The sequence below is a fragment of the Solwaraspora sp. WMMB335 genome (assembly GCF_049179075.1).
Classification (GTDB): Bacteria; Actinomycetota; Actinomycetes; order Mycobacteriales; family Micromonosporaceae; genus Micromonospora_E.
Genome location: NZ_JBMHMF010000001.1, coordinates 5763256 through 5778939 on the forward strand (window position 1 = coordinate 5763256; position 15684 = coordinate 5778939).

The following is a 15684-nucleotide window of genomic DNA, read 5'->3' on the forward strand; positions in this document are numbered from 1 at the left end:
AGGACAGTGGTGTTCGGGGACCAGGCGGCGACATCCTTCGCCGGTATCTCGGGGACCGTCCACGAACGCGTCCGGGACTGGATGCGCTCGGCAATCGTCGACGGGACGCTCAAGCCTGGATCACGGATCGTGCAGACCGAGATCGCGCAGATGCTGGGGGTCAGCCCCACACCGGTACGCGAGGCGATGCGCGATCTGGCCGCCGAGGGTCTGATCAAGGTCCATGCCCGCAAGGTGGCCACGGTCACCGCCATCGACGCCGACGAGCTGCGCGACATCCGGCTGCTGCGCGAGACGCTGGAGGCGTTGGCGGCACGGCTGTGTGCCGAGCGGATCACCGACGAGGAGCTCGCCGAGGCCGAACGGATGCAGGAGGAGATGGAACGCGACCCGGACCTCAGCAAGTACGTCGAGCTGAACCGGGCGTTCCACGTGTTCCTCTACCACGCCGCCCGTTCACCGCGGCTGACCCAGATGTTGCTGTCACTGCGCACCGCGACCCCGGGCATGCTGTCGGTGGCGTTCATCCGCTCCAAGGAGCGTCGCCTCGACGGCCTCGACGAGCATCGGCGTTTCCTGAAGGCCTGCCGCGACCGCGACCTCGACGCGGCCGAGGCGATCTTCCGGACGCACTCGTCCGCCGCGTTCGACGAGATGAAAGCGTTCCTGGAGCACCAGCCGATCGACTGAGCCGTCGGCTGCGCCGCTGGACGTGGCTGGGGGAGCGGTCGTGACGAGCGGCAACGACATCTCCCGGACCCGGGTACCGCTGGCCCCCGCCGTCCCCCCGTTGCTGGTGTTCTTCAACCCGCTCACCCAGCTGGCGTACATCCCGATCTCGGTGGGCCTGGGACGCAGCCTCGATCTCAGCCCGGCCCAGATCGGGATCACCATCGGCGCGCACAGCGTGGCCACCGCGGTCGCCGGACTGCTCGCCGGACCCCTGCTCGACCTCGTTCCGATCCGCCGGGTCCTCGTACCGGGCATGATCGTCAACGCCGTCGTGTCGATCCTGCTCTGCCTGTACCAGAGCTACGCCGTGCTCACCGTCGGGCGGCTGCTCACCGGCTTCGCCAGCGGCGCCATGGCACTGTGCGGCCAGGCACTCGTGGCGGACCTGACGAAAGGCGATCCGAGAGCCCGCGACCGGGGCTACTCCCTGCTGCAGACGTTCGTCAGTATGGGCGCCGCCTCGGCGCTCGCGCTGGGCGCGTTCTCGGCGTCGCTGGACCAACCGATCATCGTGTTCGCGGTCGGTGCGGTCTACGCGACCATCCTGCTGGTGGTCGTGTTCGTGGCCCGGCTCGGGCGGGAACGCCCGCCCGACGCGCACGCGCCCGACGTCCCGTTCCGCCGACGGATCGGGCTGACCTTGCGGGCGATCCAGGCCATGCTGGGGGAACGGCGGCGTCGCTGGCTGATCCTGTCCAGCGTCGGGATCGGGCTGATCATGCAGGGCAGCCACTTCGGTGTCAGTGTCCTGCTCGACCGGCTGGCCGACGACCTGAGCACCCTGGAACGGGTCGGCGTGTCGATCCTCATCCCGTGTGGCGTCTTCACCGGCAGCTTCATCAACCGCATGTCGCTCAAGCGGATCACTCGTGAGCAGCTGTTCACCCGGCTCTACCTGGTCATCCCGCTGGCCGCCGCGGCCTACGCCGCGGTGGCCCTGGCCGCGCTGGACGTCGCGGCCGTCGCCCTGACCCTGGTCCTGCTCGGGACCTGCCTGGGCGCCCTGATGCCGCTGTCCATGGCGATCAGCGTGAACTGGAATCCGGAACTGCGCGCGAGTGCCGCCGCCACCGAGGCCCTCTCCCGCAGCGTCGGCCAGACCACCGGTCCCATCGCCGTCGGTGTGCTGGTGGCCCTGGGCGGCGTCAGTACGGTGGGCCTGGTCGTCTTCGGCGCGACCCTGCTCGGACTCGCCGCGTCCCGGAACATCTTCACCGCCAAGTCCGACGCGGCCGTGCCGTAGCGCGGCCTTCCCCTCGTGCCCGGTGTCGTCGGCGGCATCTGTCGGGATCCGCGCGAAGCGTGTGCGGGCGTCCTGGGCGTGCGGATCTGCCGTCCGGGGGCGCGTCGACCGAGCCGAATGCCTCGATGAAGCTCGACGGGTGGACCATCCGCACGCCCTCGCGGTGGCGGTGACCGAGTCGCCGTCGGTAAGACGGAGCAGGGCGTGGTGGACGCGCAGGATGGTGCGCAGCGGTGGAAGCTCATGCCGAGTTCGTCATGGAACAGTCTGCTGAGGGTGCGTTCGCTCGCTCCGGCGGCCCGTCCGAGCTCGGCCAGGGACGTCGCCCGGCCGGGTTCGGTGTGCAGAAGGTTGGTGACGTCGCGTAGTCGGTCGTCGCGTGGCTCGGGTAGACGCAGCGGCTGCTCGGGGGTCTCGGTGAGCTTGTCGATCACGACCGCGTGCAGCCGTTCGTGTGCGCCGGGGCGGGTCTCCGGCCGGCCGGTCAGCGCCAGGATGGCCTCGCGGAGCAAGTGACTTACCGCGAACACGCCGGGACGTGCCATGAGTTCGCCGCACATTCCGGCCGGGATGGCGACGACGCGGACGTCGGCTCGGCCGTAGAAACGGTGGGAGTGGTCGAATCCGGGGGGCGTCCAGGTCACCCGGTTGGCCGGTGCGATCCAGGTCCCGTGCTCCGTCGTGGTGGCCGAGGCGTCCACCGTGCCAGCTGCCGGCTCGCCAGCTATTTCTCAACCATGCCGTGCCGACCCCGACCTCGTACACCCGCCGGCCGTTGCCTCCGTGGCCGGTCAGGTTGCCCACTGGCTGCTCGACGGCAGGAGCGGGCCAGCGTCGAAGGGCTGCCCGGCCGGGCGGATGAGCCCGGTCCGGTAGGCCAGCGACACGAGCTCGGCCCGGTCGCGGACGCCGAGCTTGGTCCGCACCCGGTAGAGATGGGTGCGGACGGTGGCCTCGCCGATGATCAGCTCGCGGGCCACCTCCTCGGTGGACATACCGCGCGCCACCATCCTGGTTACCTCCCGTTCCCGCGGGGTCAGCTCAATCGCCTCCGGGCATGCCGCGGCTCCCTGGGGCTCGGGCTGTGCACGGAACCAGGTGACCAGGCGCCGAGCGATGCTCGGCGCGAGCATGGTCTGCCCGGCGGCCGCCGCCTGGATCGCGGTGATCAGCTCCTGAAGGCTGGCGCCCTTGTCGAGCAGGCAGCTCACCCCGGAGTGCAGCACGTCGCTCACCGTCTTGTCGGCGTCGGACGAGGTGAACACCACGACGTTGGGCGGCTCGTCCTCCTTGTCGAGTCTGCGGATCAGCTCGAGGCCGGAGATGGTCTGGAGGTTCAAATCCGTGACCACCACATCGGGTCGCTTGGTGCGGACGAGAATGATGGCTTCCATGCCGTTGTGCGTCGTGCCAACGACGTCGATGTCCGGCACCGCGTCGAGGATGATCTTCAGACCATCCGCGATCACGGGTAGTTCGTCACAGATGAGTACCCGAATCGTCATGGTGTTCCCCCCGAGGAAGAATGCCGGTGGTCGGACCCGTGAGCCGCGTCAGCCAGTGGTTACCGCTCACCTGTTCAGCCGTTACCGTTGTTGTCGGTCTGCCCGGGCACAGGCACGTTCGGCGAAGGGTCGGTGGCGACTGTGCGCTGCTGGTCCGTGCCCGGCGTGATGGCGTCGGTGGAGGCGGTGAATCCCCCCAGGAGAAGCCCGAGAGCGAGAACGGAGGCGGCGGTAGCAGCAGGGATCAGGCGCATCAGTGACCTCCTGTGAAGGCGGATCGTTTCGACATCATCGATGTTCCCGATCAGCGATCCCGGCCCGTTCCCGTTTGGGCACCCCACCGATCCCCGTGCTGCGGGTCGGCCGGCGAGCGGGTCCAACCGCGCAGCCTTCGACTCACCGCGCGGACTGCGGAACCTTCATCAGCGAGAAGAGGTGGTCCGCCGCCATGCGGTGCCGCCGGGCCACCTGCGGTTGCCCCTGTGCCTCGGCGGTGCGACCGAGGGCCCACAGTGCGCACGCCTCGTCGTAGCGCAGCTCCATCCGGCAGGCGATCTCGTGGGCCAGGAGCTGCTGAGCCTGCGCTGTGTCCAGGTCACCCTGGGCGTACCGGACGCGACCGACCGAAAGGTGCACGGCGGCTCGGTGGATATCGTCGGTGCTGCTGGTGGCCCTGGCCAGGGCGTGGTCGACGCTGCCCGCCGCCTCGTCCAGCTTTCCCAAGCGCACCAGAACGTCGGCCCGGCGGGCGAACACGAGCGGCAGCACCGAGAGCATGTTCATGTGCTGGCACCGTTCCAGCGCCGCGTCGGCCCAGTCGAGAGCCTCCGCGAAACGGCCGAGACGCTCGGTCGCCTGGGAGAGATTACTCAACGCGTCCACGGAGAGCTGGATCTCCTCGATCGAGTCGAAGATGGCCACCGCCTGCCGCGCCGACTCCACCGCCTCGGCGAAATGCCCGAGCCGCACCTGAACCAGGCTGAGCGTGCTCAACGACGAGCCGTCGAGTCGGGTGAAGCCGAGCTTGCGCGCACACGCGTTGGCCTCCTGACACAGCCGCAGAGCGTATTCCAGTTCTCCCAGGCTGTTGCACGCCTGCCCCAGCCGGGCCCGGCACTCCGCCTCGCTGTGCGGATCCTCCATCTGCCGGGCCAGCTCCACGGCCTCCTCGAGCCGGGCGACCGCCTCACTCAACTGCCCCAGCCGCCACTTGCCCATGGCCAGATTCATCAGGTTCAGCCGGGTCAACGACAGGTCCCCGAGCTGACGTGACGCGCTGACGCCCTTCTCCAACGCCGCGTTCGCGCTGGCGTCGTAGGCTCTGATGCTGGAGTGGAAGCCCAACTCACGGGGCAGCCGCGCGGCGTGCCACAGCAGTCCCTCGTGATACGCGACGTCCACCGCCTTCAGCAGGCTGTCCTGGTGCTGGTCGAGCCACTGCAGCGCCTCCTCCCTGCGGTCGAAGTCGTCGCGTGACTGGCTCTGCTCCTCGCCGTCGCCGAAGTGACGCCGGCCGGGGAACAGCAGGTCGCACGCGCGTTGCGCCGTGCTCAGGTAGTGATCGAGCAGCCGTCGCACCGCTCGCCCGTCCTCCGGCGCCCGCTGTCCCTGCGCGACCCGTTGCACGAAGCTGCGCACCAGATCGTGCAGGGCGTAGACCCCCGGCTCCCGAGCTTCCAGCAGCCGTACGTCGACCAGCTCCTCCAGGACGTCCTCGGTCGTGAGAACGTCGGTGTCCAGCAGCGCGGCGGCTTCCTCGACGTCCAGATAGCGTCCGGGGTGGTAGCCCAGGAGTCGGAAGGCCGTTCGCTGCTCGTGCGGCATGGACTGGTACGACAGCAGCAGCGCGCTCGCCACCCCCCGGCCCTCGCTGGTGAGCTCGTCCAGGCGCCGGTCGTGGTTGCGCAGCCGCTCGACGAGCCGTTCCACCGCCCAGTGCGGACGGTTCGCCAGCCGGGCGGCGGCGATCCGCACCGCCAGGGGCAGACCCCCGCACAGCCGCAGCAGCTCACGGGCCGCTTCCGGCTCCTTCTCCACGCGCTCGGCACCGAGGGTGCTGCGCAGGAGCTGATGGCTGTCCAGCTCCGGAAGGGCGCCCACGGAGAGCCACTCGACGCCGTCGAGCCCGGTTAGCCGCGGACGGCTGGTGATCAGGACCAGGCTGTCGGACGAGGCGGGGATCAGCTGCCGTACCTGCTCGGAGGTGGCGGCGTTGTCCAACACCAGCAGCATGCGACGGCCGCGCATGTGGGACTGCCACCGCGCGGCACGCCCGGCCGGCACCGTGGGCAGCTCGTCGCTGGGAATGCCGGCGGCGGCGAGCAGGTCACCCTGTGCCTTGAACGCGCTGAGCGGCGTCTGACCCGGCGTGAAGCCGTGCAGGTCGATGAAGAGACTGCCGTCCGGATACTGCTCGACCAGCTGATGCGCGGCCCGGATGGCGAGGGCCGTCTTGCCGCCGCCGCCAATGCCGTCGAGGGCCAGGACCGTCGGCGAACCCTCCGGGGCACGCCGGGCCGCATCGCGGATCCACTCCAGCTCGCAGCCGCGTCCGGAGAAGTCGGGTACGTCGAACGGCAGCGCGTGCGGGGTTTCGATCACCTGCCGCGGGACCCGGGCAACGGTGCGCTCGGAACGGGTCAGCGACGGGTCCTGGCGCAGGATGCGCTCGTGCAGTTCGGTCAGCTCCGCGCTGGGGTCGATGCCCAGTTCGTCGGCGAGGTGCCCGCGGGCACGGGCGAACTCGTCGAGCGCGGCGGCCTGCTGGCCGGAGTGGTAGAGGGCGAGCATCAGCCGGCCGCGCAGCGTCTCGCGCAGCGGATGCTCCTCGACGAGGACACGCAGCTCACTGGTGATCCCGGCGGCCTCGCCGGCGTCGATGCACAGCTCGTAGAACTGCTCGGCGGCGGCGAGCCGTTGTTCCTGCAGAGCCGTCGAGGCGGCGTCGACCACCCGGCCGCCTTCGCCGGCCAGCACCGGGCCCCGCCACAGTGCCAGCGCCTTGCGGAACCGTGTGGCGGCCCGCTCCGTGTCCCCCTCGTCCAGGGCCGCCCTGGCCTGTCCGAGCAGTTTCTGGAAGCGCAGCAGGTCGAGGTGGCCGGCGTCGACGACGGCGCGGTATCCGAGCCCGTCGGTGACGATGATGTCCGGGCCGTACGGAATGCGGCTGCGTAGTTTGGCGACCGTCTTGCGTACCTGGTGCTCGGCGCTGTCCGGCGGTTGCGCGTCCCAGGCGGCCGCCACCAGGCGGGAGACGGGCACGACGCGCCCGGCCTCCAGAAGCAGCATCACGAGAACGCGCCGTTGCAGAGCGGCGTTGATCGATATGAGGGCGCTGCCGCTACGAACTTCCAGGGATCCCAGAACGGAGAATCCCGGTCTGAAGCCTGCGTCCTCTTCAATTGATCTCGACGTCACGGGTCGCACCGTTCCTCCCCGGCAGCGATGAGCTGGGGATATGCGCCCGCGAGCATGGATCCTCTCGCCGAGAACACGCACTAGGCATGTTCCTGTTGGCGTCCCTTCCCCCGCGCCTCGCCTCATTCTACGACGGCAGCCGCCATTTGCTAGTTGGCCAGGGAATACCGTCGGTTGAGCCGGGTGCGTTGGTGGAGCCAGCCTGCTCGGGCTTGGTGGCGGCTTCGGGATCTCGCGGACCAGTGCCGACAGCGACCGGCCCGCGTGCTGCCAGGTCTGCGTGCGCACGAAACGCGACCGCAACCGCTCCGGCGGCTCACCTGCGGTCCCGGCCGTCCGGTGCGCGTCATGCGGTGGCCGGCCGGATGGCGGCGACGAGATCCCGCCGCGCCTTGGCGACCCTTTCGCCGGTGATTTGCGGTGTCTCGCCCTCGACGACCACATAGGCGCGCCGGGCGCGCGGGTCGCCGACGGGTGCCACCCAGTCGCCGGCCGTGTACGGGAAACGCGCTCCGTGGACCCACGGGGTCACGGCGATGTCCTCCGTTCCGGTGAACGTCTCGAGGCGTCCCTCCGGCAGCAGGAAGAAGCCTACCTCGGCGTACCGGACGGCGTTCGGCACAACCGGGCGGGCGCCCAGCAGGCCCGTGAAGACCGCCGACTCCAGGTCGTACCCACGTGAGATCTCGATGAGCAGGGGGATACGGTCGGCGCCCAGGTGCGCCTGGCAGGACACGATCCACGGCCCGTGGGGCAGCAGCGCCACCTGGGTGTGGGCCGGGCCGAACCGGTATCCGCTCGTCGTCAGGCGCTCCTTGACAGCCTGCTCGATGATCGTCCGTTCGTCGTCGGTCAACGGCGCCGGATGCAGGTAGCCGGTCACGAGGAAGTGCGGTGGTCCCGTGGTGCGCTGCGCGGTGATGCCCACGACGGTGTGGATCCCGTCCACCGTCAGCGTCTCGACGCTCACCCGGGGAGTCTCCCGAGGGACCTCATCGTCGGCTTCGCGGGCCTGCAGCCGCTCGTACACCACCGCCGGGTTCGGGGACAGCCCCAGTTGCCACGCCGCCCGGGTCACCGGCAGCACGGAACTGCCCTGTCCGCAGGGCAGCACGGCGTCGATGCGATGGCGCCGCGCGGTCCGCGCGATCGCATCGCACAGTGCGATCTCGTCAGAGAAGTCGGTGAGCAGCAGTTCCTCGGAGACCTCTTCGACGCGGGGCGCGAAGTCGGCGTCGAGCCGCGACGGATCCCAGATCGACCAGATACGGAAACCGAGCTCGGCTCCTTTTCGAGCGAGCTGGTGACCCGGCATCACCAGCAGCAGCCTGAACCGTGGATTTCTCGGGGATTGTGCGCGCATAAACGTCACTGTGCAGTGCGTCCTTCCCGTCCCGTTTCCCTTACCTTCCCTCCCACTTGCCCACTTGCTTCTCGGCCGACGGCGAGCTTTTCGGCCGACGGCGAGGAAGGCGCCGGGCCCCGGCGTGAGCGACCTGGGCTCGGTACGGCCGTCCTCCTACTTGGGCTCGGCCGAGTAGAGGTAGTCGCGTTCTATCTCACGCAGGCGTTCGTAGTCGGCCTGTATCTGTTTCGGATCCTCGGCGACCAGGAAGATCCAGCCCGGCTGGGTGGCGACGTCGATGGTGCGGGGGATCATGGTGCCCTCCGGGTGTGCCATGAGCGTGTGCGCGTAGGACGGCAGCGACCGGATCTCCGCCAGCGTCTCCTGCGACGGAACCATGCCCTGATCCAGCGAGTTGATCAGGGAGACGTCGCGGACGTGCGCGAGTAGCTCGTACGCCATGGTCGGCAGCTGGTCGAAACCCTCCGGATCGAGCAGTGCCTGGGCGAACATCTCGATCTGGTTGGTGCCGAAGCAGCGCTTGTTCAGCGGCGGGACCTGACCCCCGCCGAAGCGGGCGGCGCACTCGACCAGGACCGGACCGCGGGCGGTCATCATCACCTCGGTGTGCGCGGCCCAGTGCCGGACCTCCAACGCGTCGAGAACCTGGTGAGTGTAGGCCGCCAGCCGCTGGGCGACCGGGTCCTCGGGCGCGAGCGGCTCATCGTAGTCATAGACGATGTTGCCGGCCGCCGACCGGATCTTGTAGTACCGCCAGATCTCGCCGGTATGGTGCCGCCCGTCCCGGCTGACCGTGTTGACGAAGTACTCGTCGCCGTCGAGGAACTCCTGAGCGAGCACCACGGTGTTGGGCTTGCCGTGGCGATCGGCGCTCGTCAGGATCATCTCGTGCACGGCGCGGATCTGCTCCGGTGACGAGCAGGCGACCACGTTGTCGGTGCCGGAGCTGGCGACCGGCTTCAGCACGACCGGGTATCCGGCGGTCCGGTCGGCGAACTCGATGACCTCGTCGACGTCGGCGGAGACCATCGTCGCCGCGTGGTCGAGACCGGCGTCGCGGATCGCCCGCACCATGTCGTACTTGTTGCGCCGTGAGCTCGGCCGGCTCATGCCGTTGCCCGGGGTGCCGAGCTCGGCGTTGAGCAGGTCGGCCAGCTCCACGCCGGACTCCCCGGCCGAGATCACGAAGCTGACCCGCTGCTCGCGCAGCGCGGCCGCGGTGGCCGCGAGGTCACCGGTGTGGCGCACGCCGGCGGCGAAGCCGTCGGGGACGGGTAGCTTGGCCAGGTGCACGTCGGGGGCCGGGGACTGCACGTGCACGCACTCCACCCCCAGCGGGCCGAGCACGGGCAGCAGATGGCGCCCCATCGAGTACGCGTCGACCAGCGCCACTCGCAGACTTGTGGACATCGTCAGCTACGCCCCTTTCAGAGACGGGATCATGTCTGAGAGCCGGACCACGGTCCCGGCTCCGTTCAACGCCCGCCGCACCGGCTCGGACACCCGACCGTCGGCTATGCGCACGGACCCCACCCCACCGGTCAGGGCCTCGCGGGCGGCGACGAGCTTGAGCGCCATGCCGCCGCCGGCGAACCGGCCGGGCGCCCCGGTCGCCGGCACCTCGTACGTGCGCAGCAGGCTACCCTCGTCGGCCGGGTCGGCGAGCACCCCGGACGCGCCGGTCAACAGCACCAGCTGGCTGGCGCCGAGGGCCGCCGCGAGCGCCGCGGCGACCCGGTCGGCGTCGACGTTGACCGGCTGGTCGTGTTCGTCGATCGCCGGCGGCGACACGACCGGCACGAAACCGCGGCACAGCAGGGTTTGCGGCAGGGCGGTGCGCACTCGGCCGAGTCGGCCGCTGAGGTTGTCGCGGACCAGCGTCGTCCGCCCGTTCACGACGGCCCGCACGGCCGACTTGCGGCGTGCGCGCAGCATGCCACCGTCCAGGCCGGTCAGCCCGACCGCGGGCACACCGAGCCGGGACAGGCCGGCGACGAGCCGAGGCTTGACCCCGCCGGCCAGTGCCAGGGTGACCACCTCCATCGTCGCCGGGTCGGTGTACCGGCTGGTCACCCCGTCCGGGGCGACCAGCGTGCGGTGCGGCACACCGAGCCGATCGGCGAGGTCTGCGATCGCCCCGGAGCCGCCGTGCACGAGCAGGACCGAACGGCCGGCGCGGACCAGATCGGCCACGTCGGCGCAGATGGCGTCCGCGTCGACGGCCGGGTTCCCGCCGCACTTGACGACGACCAGCGCTGCGGCGCTCATGCCGGATGCAGACCGGGGAAGGACAGGCCGAGGTGCTCCGGCCAGCCCATGCGGATGTTGAGGCACTGCACGGCGTTGCCGGCGCCGCCCTTCATGAGGTTGTCCAGCGCCGCGATGACGGTGAGTCGGCCGCTGTGGGGTCGACCCGGCGGACGCGGCCGTCCCGCACCGACCGCGAACCCCACGTCGCAGAAGTTCGAGCCGAGCAGGATCTTCGGCTCGGGGTAGCGATAGGTGCCGCGGTCGTGCGCGACGACCCGGACGAACGGCTCGTCCTGGTACTGCTCACGGAACGCCCGGCGCACCGCCAACTCGTCGACACCGGGGCGCAACTCGGCGTGCCCGACCGTCTGCACCCCCCGTACCGCCTCGACCCCGGTCGCCGTCATGGCGACCGGAATGCCGAGGTGCCGGGAGATCTCGGCCTCGTGGCGGTGCCCGGTCGGGGCGAACACGCGCATCGCCCCGCTCCGCTCGGCGTGCAGGTTCGCGTTGCCCGCGGTGGCGCCGGACCCGCTCGATCCGGTACGCGCGTCGAGCTGCGCCCGAGGTTCGATCAGGTCCCGGGCGACGAGCGGCAGGAGCGCGAGCACACCCGCCATCGCCATGCAGCCCGGCACGCTGACCCGGTCGGCCGTGCGCAGGGCGTCCCGATGCAGCTCCGGCAGACCGGGTACGAAGTCGCCGAGCAGGTGCGGCGCCGTGTGTTCGGTGCCGTAGTAACGCCGGAAGACCTCCGTGTCGTCGAGCCGGAAGTCGGCGGTCAGGTCGATGACCTGCTTGGCCCGCCCGGCCCACCGACCGACCTGGGTCATGGCGGTGCGGTGCGGCGTGGCCAGGAAGACCACGTCGCAGCCGTCCACCTCGTCGGCCGTGCGGAACACCAGGTCGGTGACGGACCGCAGGTTGGGGTGCACGCCGTCGACCCGTCGGCCGGGAAAGCGCGACGACACCGCGCCGGCCACCTCGACCTCGGGGTGGCTCAGGAGCAGCCGCAGCAGCTCACCGCCGATGTAGCCGGCCGCGCCGACCACCGCGACGCGGATCATTCGCCCCAGTCCTCTTCTACCTCGGGAGCGAGCGCGAGAACCGCCGGTGTCAGCGAGATGATCTCCAGCTCGCTGCGGCAACTCGGGCACTCGACGATCTCGTTGAGCCGAGGCGCGTCGCCGAGCTGCACCTTTTCCTCGCACTTCGGGCAGAGCTGTACGGCGTTCATCGGACCTGTGTCCTTTCCGGAGAGAGCGCGGTTACCACCGCGTTGACGACCTGCTCGGCGGTGATGCCGTACTGGTCGAGCAGGTATTCATGGTTGCCGACGGTGTCGACGAACTGGTCGGGCATACCGAGCCGCAGTACCCGGGTGGGCGCCGCCTCGGCCAGCGTCTCGGCCACCGCGCCGCCCAGACCGCCCCCGCGCCAGTGCTCCTCGACGGTGACGACGAGTCGGGCCGGGCCCGCCGCGGCCACCAGCGCCGCGGTGTCGAAGGGCCGTAGCGTGTGCAGGTTCAGCACGGTGGCCTCGATGCCACGCCCGGCGAGGGTGTCGGCGGCGGCCAGGCAAGCCAGCACCGGGTACGGCCCGCAGCAGGCGAGCACCACGTCGCCGCCGTGCCGCAGCGTCTGCGCCCGCCCGATGACCGGAGCGGCGGCGGCGGGCAGCGGCGGGGTGGCCTTGCGGCCGAGCCGGACGTAGAGCGGCCCGTCCAGGCCTACGCTCTGCGCGACGAACGCCTCTGTGGCGGCGGCGTCGGCGGGCACCACCACCGTCATCCCCGGCAGTACCCGCAGCACGGCGAGGTCCTCCAGCGCCTGGTGGGTGGGGCCGAGGTGGCCGGCGGCCAAGCCACCGTGGGTGGCCATGATGCGGACCGGCAATCGGTTGTACGCGATGTCGATCTTGATGAACTCCAGGGCGCGGGAGGTGGCGAAGGCAGCCATCGTGTTGACGAACGGCACTCGCCCCGACGCGGCCAGCCCGGCGGCCATCCCCATCAGGTTGTGCTCGGCGATGCCGAGGTTGAGGTACTGCTCACCGGCGCAGGCGGCGAACTCGGTACCGAACAGCCCGGTGTCGCTGTCCAGACAGATCAGCTCGGGATGGCGGGCCAACAGCGGCAGCAGGGATTCCCGGTACGCATCGCGGGTGGCGCGGCCCGGCGTGGCGGTCGCGCGGCTCATCGGACAGCGTCCGTCGCGTGCAGCGCGGCGGTGGCCCGCGCGTGGTTGCGCTCCGACAGCGTCATATAGTGGCTGGCCGCCCGTCCGGCGAGGAACGGCAGCCCGTGCCCCTTGACCGTGCGGGCGATCAGCACGCTCGGCCTGCCCGGCTCCCACGGTGCCGCGGCCAGATGCGCGGCGAGGGCATCGGCGTCGTGACCGTCGGCCTCCCGCACCGACCAGCCGAACCCGCGCCACCGGTCGGCGAGCGGCTCCATCGCCGCGATCCGCTGGGTCGCGCCGGTCAGCTGCAGTCCGTTGCGGTCGACGACGGCCACCAGGCGGTCGAGACGCAGTGTGACGGCCGCGATCGCCGCCTCCCACACCGAGCCCTCCTGCAGTTCGCCGTCGCCGAGTAGTACGAAGCTGCGTGAGGTGCGGCGGTCGTACCGGGCAGCGAGGGCGAACCCGCAGGCCAGCGCGAGCCCGTGACCGAGCGACCCGGTCGGCATCTCCACGCCGGGTACCACCCGCACCGGGTGACCCATCAGCCGGGTGCCGGGCCGCCCGTAGTCGGCGAGCTCCTCGACCGGGAAGTAGCCGCGCTCGGCCAGCGTCGCGTACAGGCCGACGGCGGCGTGGCCCTTGCTGAGCAGGAAGCGGTCACGTTGCGGGTCGTCGGGCCGCGACGGATCGACGTTCAGTACCGAGAAGTAGAGCGCGGTGAGCACCTCGGTCGCGGAGAGCGCGCCGCCGAGGTGGCCGCCCTCGGGGCCGGCGCACATGTCGACGACGTGCGAGCGGATGCGGGCGGCGACCGGGGCGAGTGACTCCCGGGTCGCCGTGGCGGCGGGCATCACGAGGCGCCCGCCGTGAGCGTGGCCACCATGTCGGCGTTGGCCCACACCTTCTCGAAGGCGTCCGCGTAGCGCTGCAGCAGGTCACCCGATTCCGGGTGCAGGTGGCGCTTCTGCAGGGTCAGCGAGTCGGCGATGACCGCGCGGGCCACCGGATGGCCTTCGCCCGCCGGCGGCCGGGTCGCGCCGGTCACCGTCCAGGGGTAGCCGCTGCCGAAGCCGACGCGGTCGACGAACACCTTCTGGTCGGGCAGCGGCATGAGCTGGTACTGCGATATCGGCACGCCCTCGGCGCGCAGTAACCGGCGCAGCGTCGCGCGCAGCGCCTCGGGCCGTACGCCGTCGAGACCGAACGCGGCCGGGTCGAAGCGGAACCGCAGAATGTGCCAGACGTGCGTGGTACCTGCCCGCGCGACCGGGATCCGCAGGCCGGGCAGCTCACCGAGCCGGGCGAGGAACCGGGCGATGTTCTGCTGCCGCGCGTGCTCGTACCCGTCGAAGCGGGCGAGCTGGGAGCTGGTGAACGCGGCCTGGATCGCGTTCATCTTGTGGTTCCAGCCGAGGCCGTGGGAAACGTAGTCGCGATCCTGCCCGGCCTCGATGACCTCCCCGAACTGCCGGCCCCGGCGTACGGTCGCGGCGAGCTCGGCGTTCCCGGTCACCAGCAGCCCACCCTCGCCGCAGGTGGGAATGTTCTTGGTGGCCTGCAGACTGAACGCGCCCACGTCGCCGAGTCCGCCGACCGGCCGTCCCCGGTGCGTCGCGCCGGGGGCCTGTGCGGCGTCCTCGATCACGGCGAGGCCGTGCCGGCGGGCGATGTCCAGGATCCGGTCCATGTCGGCGGGCGCGCCGTGCAGGTGCACGGGGATGATCGCCGCGGTCCGCTCGGTGATCCGGCGCTCGACGTCATCAGGGTCGAGGTTGAATGTCACCGGATCGACGTCGGCGAAGACGGGAACGGCCATCTGGTGCACGGGCGCGAGCCCGGTGGCGATGAAGCTGAGCGCCGGCACGATCACCTCGTCACCGGGACCGACGCCGAGCGCGGCGAGGGCCAGCGACAGCGCGGCCGTGCCGGTGGAGACCGCGACGCAGTGGTCAAAACCAAAATGCCGCGCCCACTGCGACTCCAACGCGGACACCGGGTTGGCTCCGTCGGAGTTGGAGACGAGCCGGGCACCGTCGAGCGCGTCGAGGACGGCCTTGCGGTCCTCCTCCTCGACCAGCGGCCACTGCACGTGGCGCAGGTGCCGCGGCACGACAGCGGTACCGCCTAACGCTGCGAGCTTGTTCATCACTGTCCTCTCAGGCTGGTTTCGAACGCGCCGTTGCGCACCGTTGCGCGCCGAAGACGGCCCGCGATGGGGCCGGTCACCCGCGCCGTGGGCTCCCCGCGCCGCTCACGGTTGTACCGCCACGGTGCGCAGCCGCTCGTAGAACGGCAGGTGGTAGTCGAGGTGAGCCGCGAGTACCGGATCGGCCGCGATCGTCGCGCCGCCGCCACCGCCGCCGCTGGTGAAGCCGACCGTCCGGCTGGTCAACTCGTGCCAGCGGCTGGTCCGCTGCCATTCCGGACGCATGCCGGGCTGCCAGCTCAACGCCTCGGCGACGAAGTCGATGCCGACCGCTTCGCAGTACGCCCGCACCGTCGGCCCAGGACGGTCGAGCAGGTCGTCGGAGTCGATGACGACCGGCGTGCGACCGGTCGCCGTCCGCACCGCCTCGAAGATCTCGTGCAGGCGGGCGAAGCCGATCTCGTCGCGGCCCAGCGAGGGGTTGAGCCGGTGGTGCGAGGCGATCGACTCGGCGGGGTGTCGGATGAGGAACGTGTGCGTCGCCACCGCGAGGAAGTCCCGATCGGCCAGGAGCGCCGGATAGTGGAAGTCGGTGGTGTCCTTGAAGAAGACCGGCGTGTGGGCGGCGATCGCGCGGAGCGCCGTGAGCACGTCGGTTTCGCTGTGCGCCACGTGGTCACCGACGTTCACCCGTCCGAAGTCGACCACCTGTGAGAAGGGCTCGTGCACGACGACGCGGTCACCGCGTTCGGCCATCATCCGGGCGAACGCGGTGGAGCGTGAACGCGGCGCGCTCCATAAAGCGAGGACTGGTATCCGTGCCACGGATCCCCCTTTCCGA

Annotated in this window: 14 protein-coding genes; 2 read left to right on the plus strand and 12 right to left on the minus strand. The window is 70.7% G+C overall.

Annotation, left to right across the window (positions count from 1 at the left end):
* Nucleotides 1-9 precede the first annotated feature (9 nt).
* Nucleotides 10-690, plus strand: a complete 681-nt coding sequence (locus ACN27F_RS25115; RefSeq protein ID WP_421437530.1) for a GntR family transcriptional regulator — start codon at nucleotides 10-12, stop codon at nucleotides 688-690.
* 40 nt (nucleotides 691-730) lie between these two features.
* Entirely contained in the window at nucleotides 731-1975 is a 1245-nt protein-coding gene (locus ACN27F_RS25120; RefSeq protein ID WP_421437532.1) for an MFS transporter, read from the plus strand.
* A 791-nt stretch (nucleotides 1976-2766) separates the two neighbouring features.
* Here the strand turns inward: ACN27F_RS25120 and ACN27F_RS25125 are convergent.
* The 12 genes from ACN27F_RS25125 to ACN27F_RS25180 form a co-directional block, all read right to left on the minus strand.
* Entirely contained in the window at nucleotides 2767-3480 is a 714-nt protein-coding gene (locus ACN27F_RS25125) for a response regulator (protein WP_421437534.1), read from the minus strand.
* A gap of 74 nt (nucleotides 3481-3554) precedes the next feature.
* The gene (locus tag ACN27F_RS25130; RefSeq protein ID WP_421437536.1) at nucleotides 3555-3734 is read right to left on the minus strand and encodes a hypothetical protein; all 180 of its coding nucleotides are present in this window, start codon (nucleotides 3732-3734) and stop codon (nucleotides 3555-3557) included.
* Nucleotides 3735-3876: 142 nt separating this feature from the next.
* Nucleotides 3877-6768 carry a BTAD domain-containing putative transcriptional regulator gene (locus ACN27F_RS25135; RefSeq protein ID WP_421440432.1) on the minus strand — a complete coding sequence of 964 codons (2892 nt, stop codon included), beginning with the start codon at nucleotides 6766-6768 and terminating at the stop codon, nucleotides 3877-3879.
* 475 nt (nucleotides 6769-7243) lie between these two features.
* The gene (locus ACN27F_RS25140) at nucleotides 7244-8260 is read right to left on the minus strand and encodes a hypothetical protein (RefSeq protein WP_421437537.1); all 1017 of its coding nucleotides are present in this window, start codon (nucleotides 8258-8260) and stop codon (nucleotides 7244-7246) included.
* Between the two features lie 156 nt (nucleotides 8261-8416).
* Nucleotides 8417-9673 (minus strand): ATP-grasp domain-containing protein, encoded by a 1257-nt coding sequence (locus ACN27F_RS25145; protein ID WP_421437539.1) that lies wholly within the window; start codon nucleotides 9671-9673, stop codon nucleotides 8417-8419.
* 6 nt (nucleotides 9674-9679) lie between these two features.
* Entirely contained in the window at nucleotides 9680-10531 is an 852-nt protein-coding gene (locus tag ACN27F_RS25150) for a [LysW]-aminoadipate kinase (RefSeq protein WP_421437541.1), read from the minus strand.
* Nucleotides 10528-11580, minus strand: coding sequence for an N-acetyl-gamma-glutamyl-phosphate reductase (gene argC / locus ACN27F_RS25155; RefSeq protein ID WP_421437543.1), 1053 nt, complete (start codon nucleotides 11578-11580; stop codon nucleotides 10528-10530). Before argC ends, ACN27F_RS25150 begins: the two co-directional genes overlap by 4 nt.
* A complete protein-coding gene (gene lysW, locus ACN27F_RS25160) occupies nucleotides 11577-11750 on the minus strand; it encodes a lysine biosynthesis protein LysW (RefSeq protein WP_421437544.1) in 174 nt (57 codons plus the stop codon). Before lysW ends, argC begins: the two co-directional genes overlap by 4 nt.
* A complete protein-coding gene (locus ACN27F_RS25165) occupies nucleotides 11747-12712 on the minus strand; it encodes a transketolase family protein (RefSeq protein WP_421437546.1) in 966 nt (321 codons plus the stop codon). Before ACN27F_RS25165 ends, lysW begins: the two co-directional genes overlap by 4 nt.
* Nucleotides 12709-13548 (minus strand): transketolase, encoded by an 840-nt coding sequence (locus ACN27F_RS25170; protein WP_421437548.1) that lies wholly within the window; start codon nucleotides 13546-13548, stop codon nucleotides 12709-12711. The genes ACN27F_RS25165 and ACN27F_RS25170 overlap by 4 nt, the downstream gene beginning before the upstream one ends.
* The gene (locus ACN27F_RS25175) at nucleotides 13548-14843 is read right to left on the minus strand and encodes a DegT/DnrJ/EryC1/StrS family aminotransferase (protein ID WP_421437550.1); all 1296 of its coding nucleotides are present in this window, start codon (nucleotides 14841-14843) and stop codon (nucleotides 13548-13550) included. The genes ACN27F_RS25170 and ACN27F_RS25175 overlap by 1 nt, the downstream gene beginning before the upstream one ends.
* 105 nt (nucleotides 14844-14948) lie before the next feature.
* Entirely contained in the window at nucleotides 14949-15668 is a 720-nt protein-coding gene (locus ACN27F_RS25180) for a hypothetical protein (RefSeq protein WP_421437552.1), read from the minus strand.
* Between the last annotated feature and the right edge of the window lie 16 nt (nucleotides 15669-15684).

What these genes read in the sequence shown, in the direction of transcription:
- ACN27F_RS25125 (WP_421437534.1), bottom strand. Translation starts at nt 3,480, where the DNA reads ATGACGATTCGGGTACTCATCTGTGACGAACTACCCGTGATCGCGGAT.
- ACN27F_RS25165 (WP_421437546.1), bottom strand. Translation starts at nt 12,712, where the DNA reads ATGAGCCGCGCGACCGCCACGCCGGGCCGCGCCACCCGCGATGCGTAC.
- ACN27F_RS25170 (WP_421437548.1), bottom strand. Translation starts at nt 13,548, where the DNA reads ATGCCCGCCGCCACGGCGACCCGGGAGTCACTCGCCCCGGTCGCCGCC.
- ACN27F_RS25135 (WP_421440432.1), bottom strand. Translation starts at nt 6,768, where the DNA reads ATGCTGCTTCTGGAGGCCGGGCGCGTCGTGCCCGTCTCCCGCCTGGTG.
- ACN27F_RS25175 (WP_421437550.1), bottom strand. Translation starts at nt 14,843, where the DNA reads ATGAACAAGCTCGCAGCGTTAGGCGGTACCGCTGTCGTGCCGCGGCAC.
- ACN27F_RS25130 (WP_421437536.1), bottom strand. Translation starts at nt 3,734, where the DNA reads ATGCGCCTGATCCCTGCTGCTACCGCCGCCTCCGTTCTCGCTCTCGGG.
- ACN27F_RS25145 (WP_421437539.1), bottom strand. Translation starts at nt 9,673, where the DNA reads ATGTCCACAAGTCTGCGAGTGGCGCTGGTCGACGCGTACTCGATGGGG.
- lysW (WP_421437544.1), bottom strand. Translation starts at nt 11,750, where the DNA reads ATGAACGCCGTACAGCTCTGCCCGAAGTGCGAGGAAAAGGTGCAGCTC.
- argC (WP_421437543.1), bottom strand. Translation starts at nt 11,580, where the DNA reads ATGATCCGCGTCGCGGTGGTCGGCGCGGCCGGCTACATCGGCGGTGAG.
- ACN27F_RS25150 (WP_421437541.1), bottom strand. Translation starts at nt 10,531, where the DNA reads ATGAGCGCCGCAGCGCTGGTCGTCGTCAAGTGCGGCGGGAACCCGGCC.
- ACN27F_RS25140 (WP_421437537.1), bottom strand. Translation starts at nt 8,260, where the DNA reads ATGCGCGCACAATCCCCGAGAAATCCACGGTTCAGGCTGCTGCTGGTG.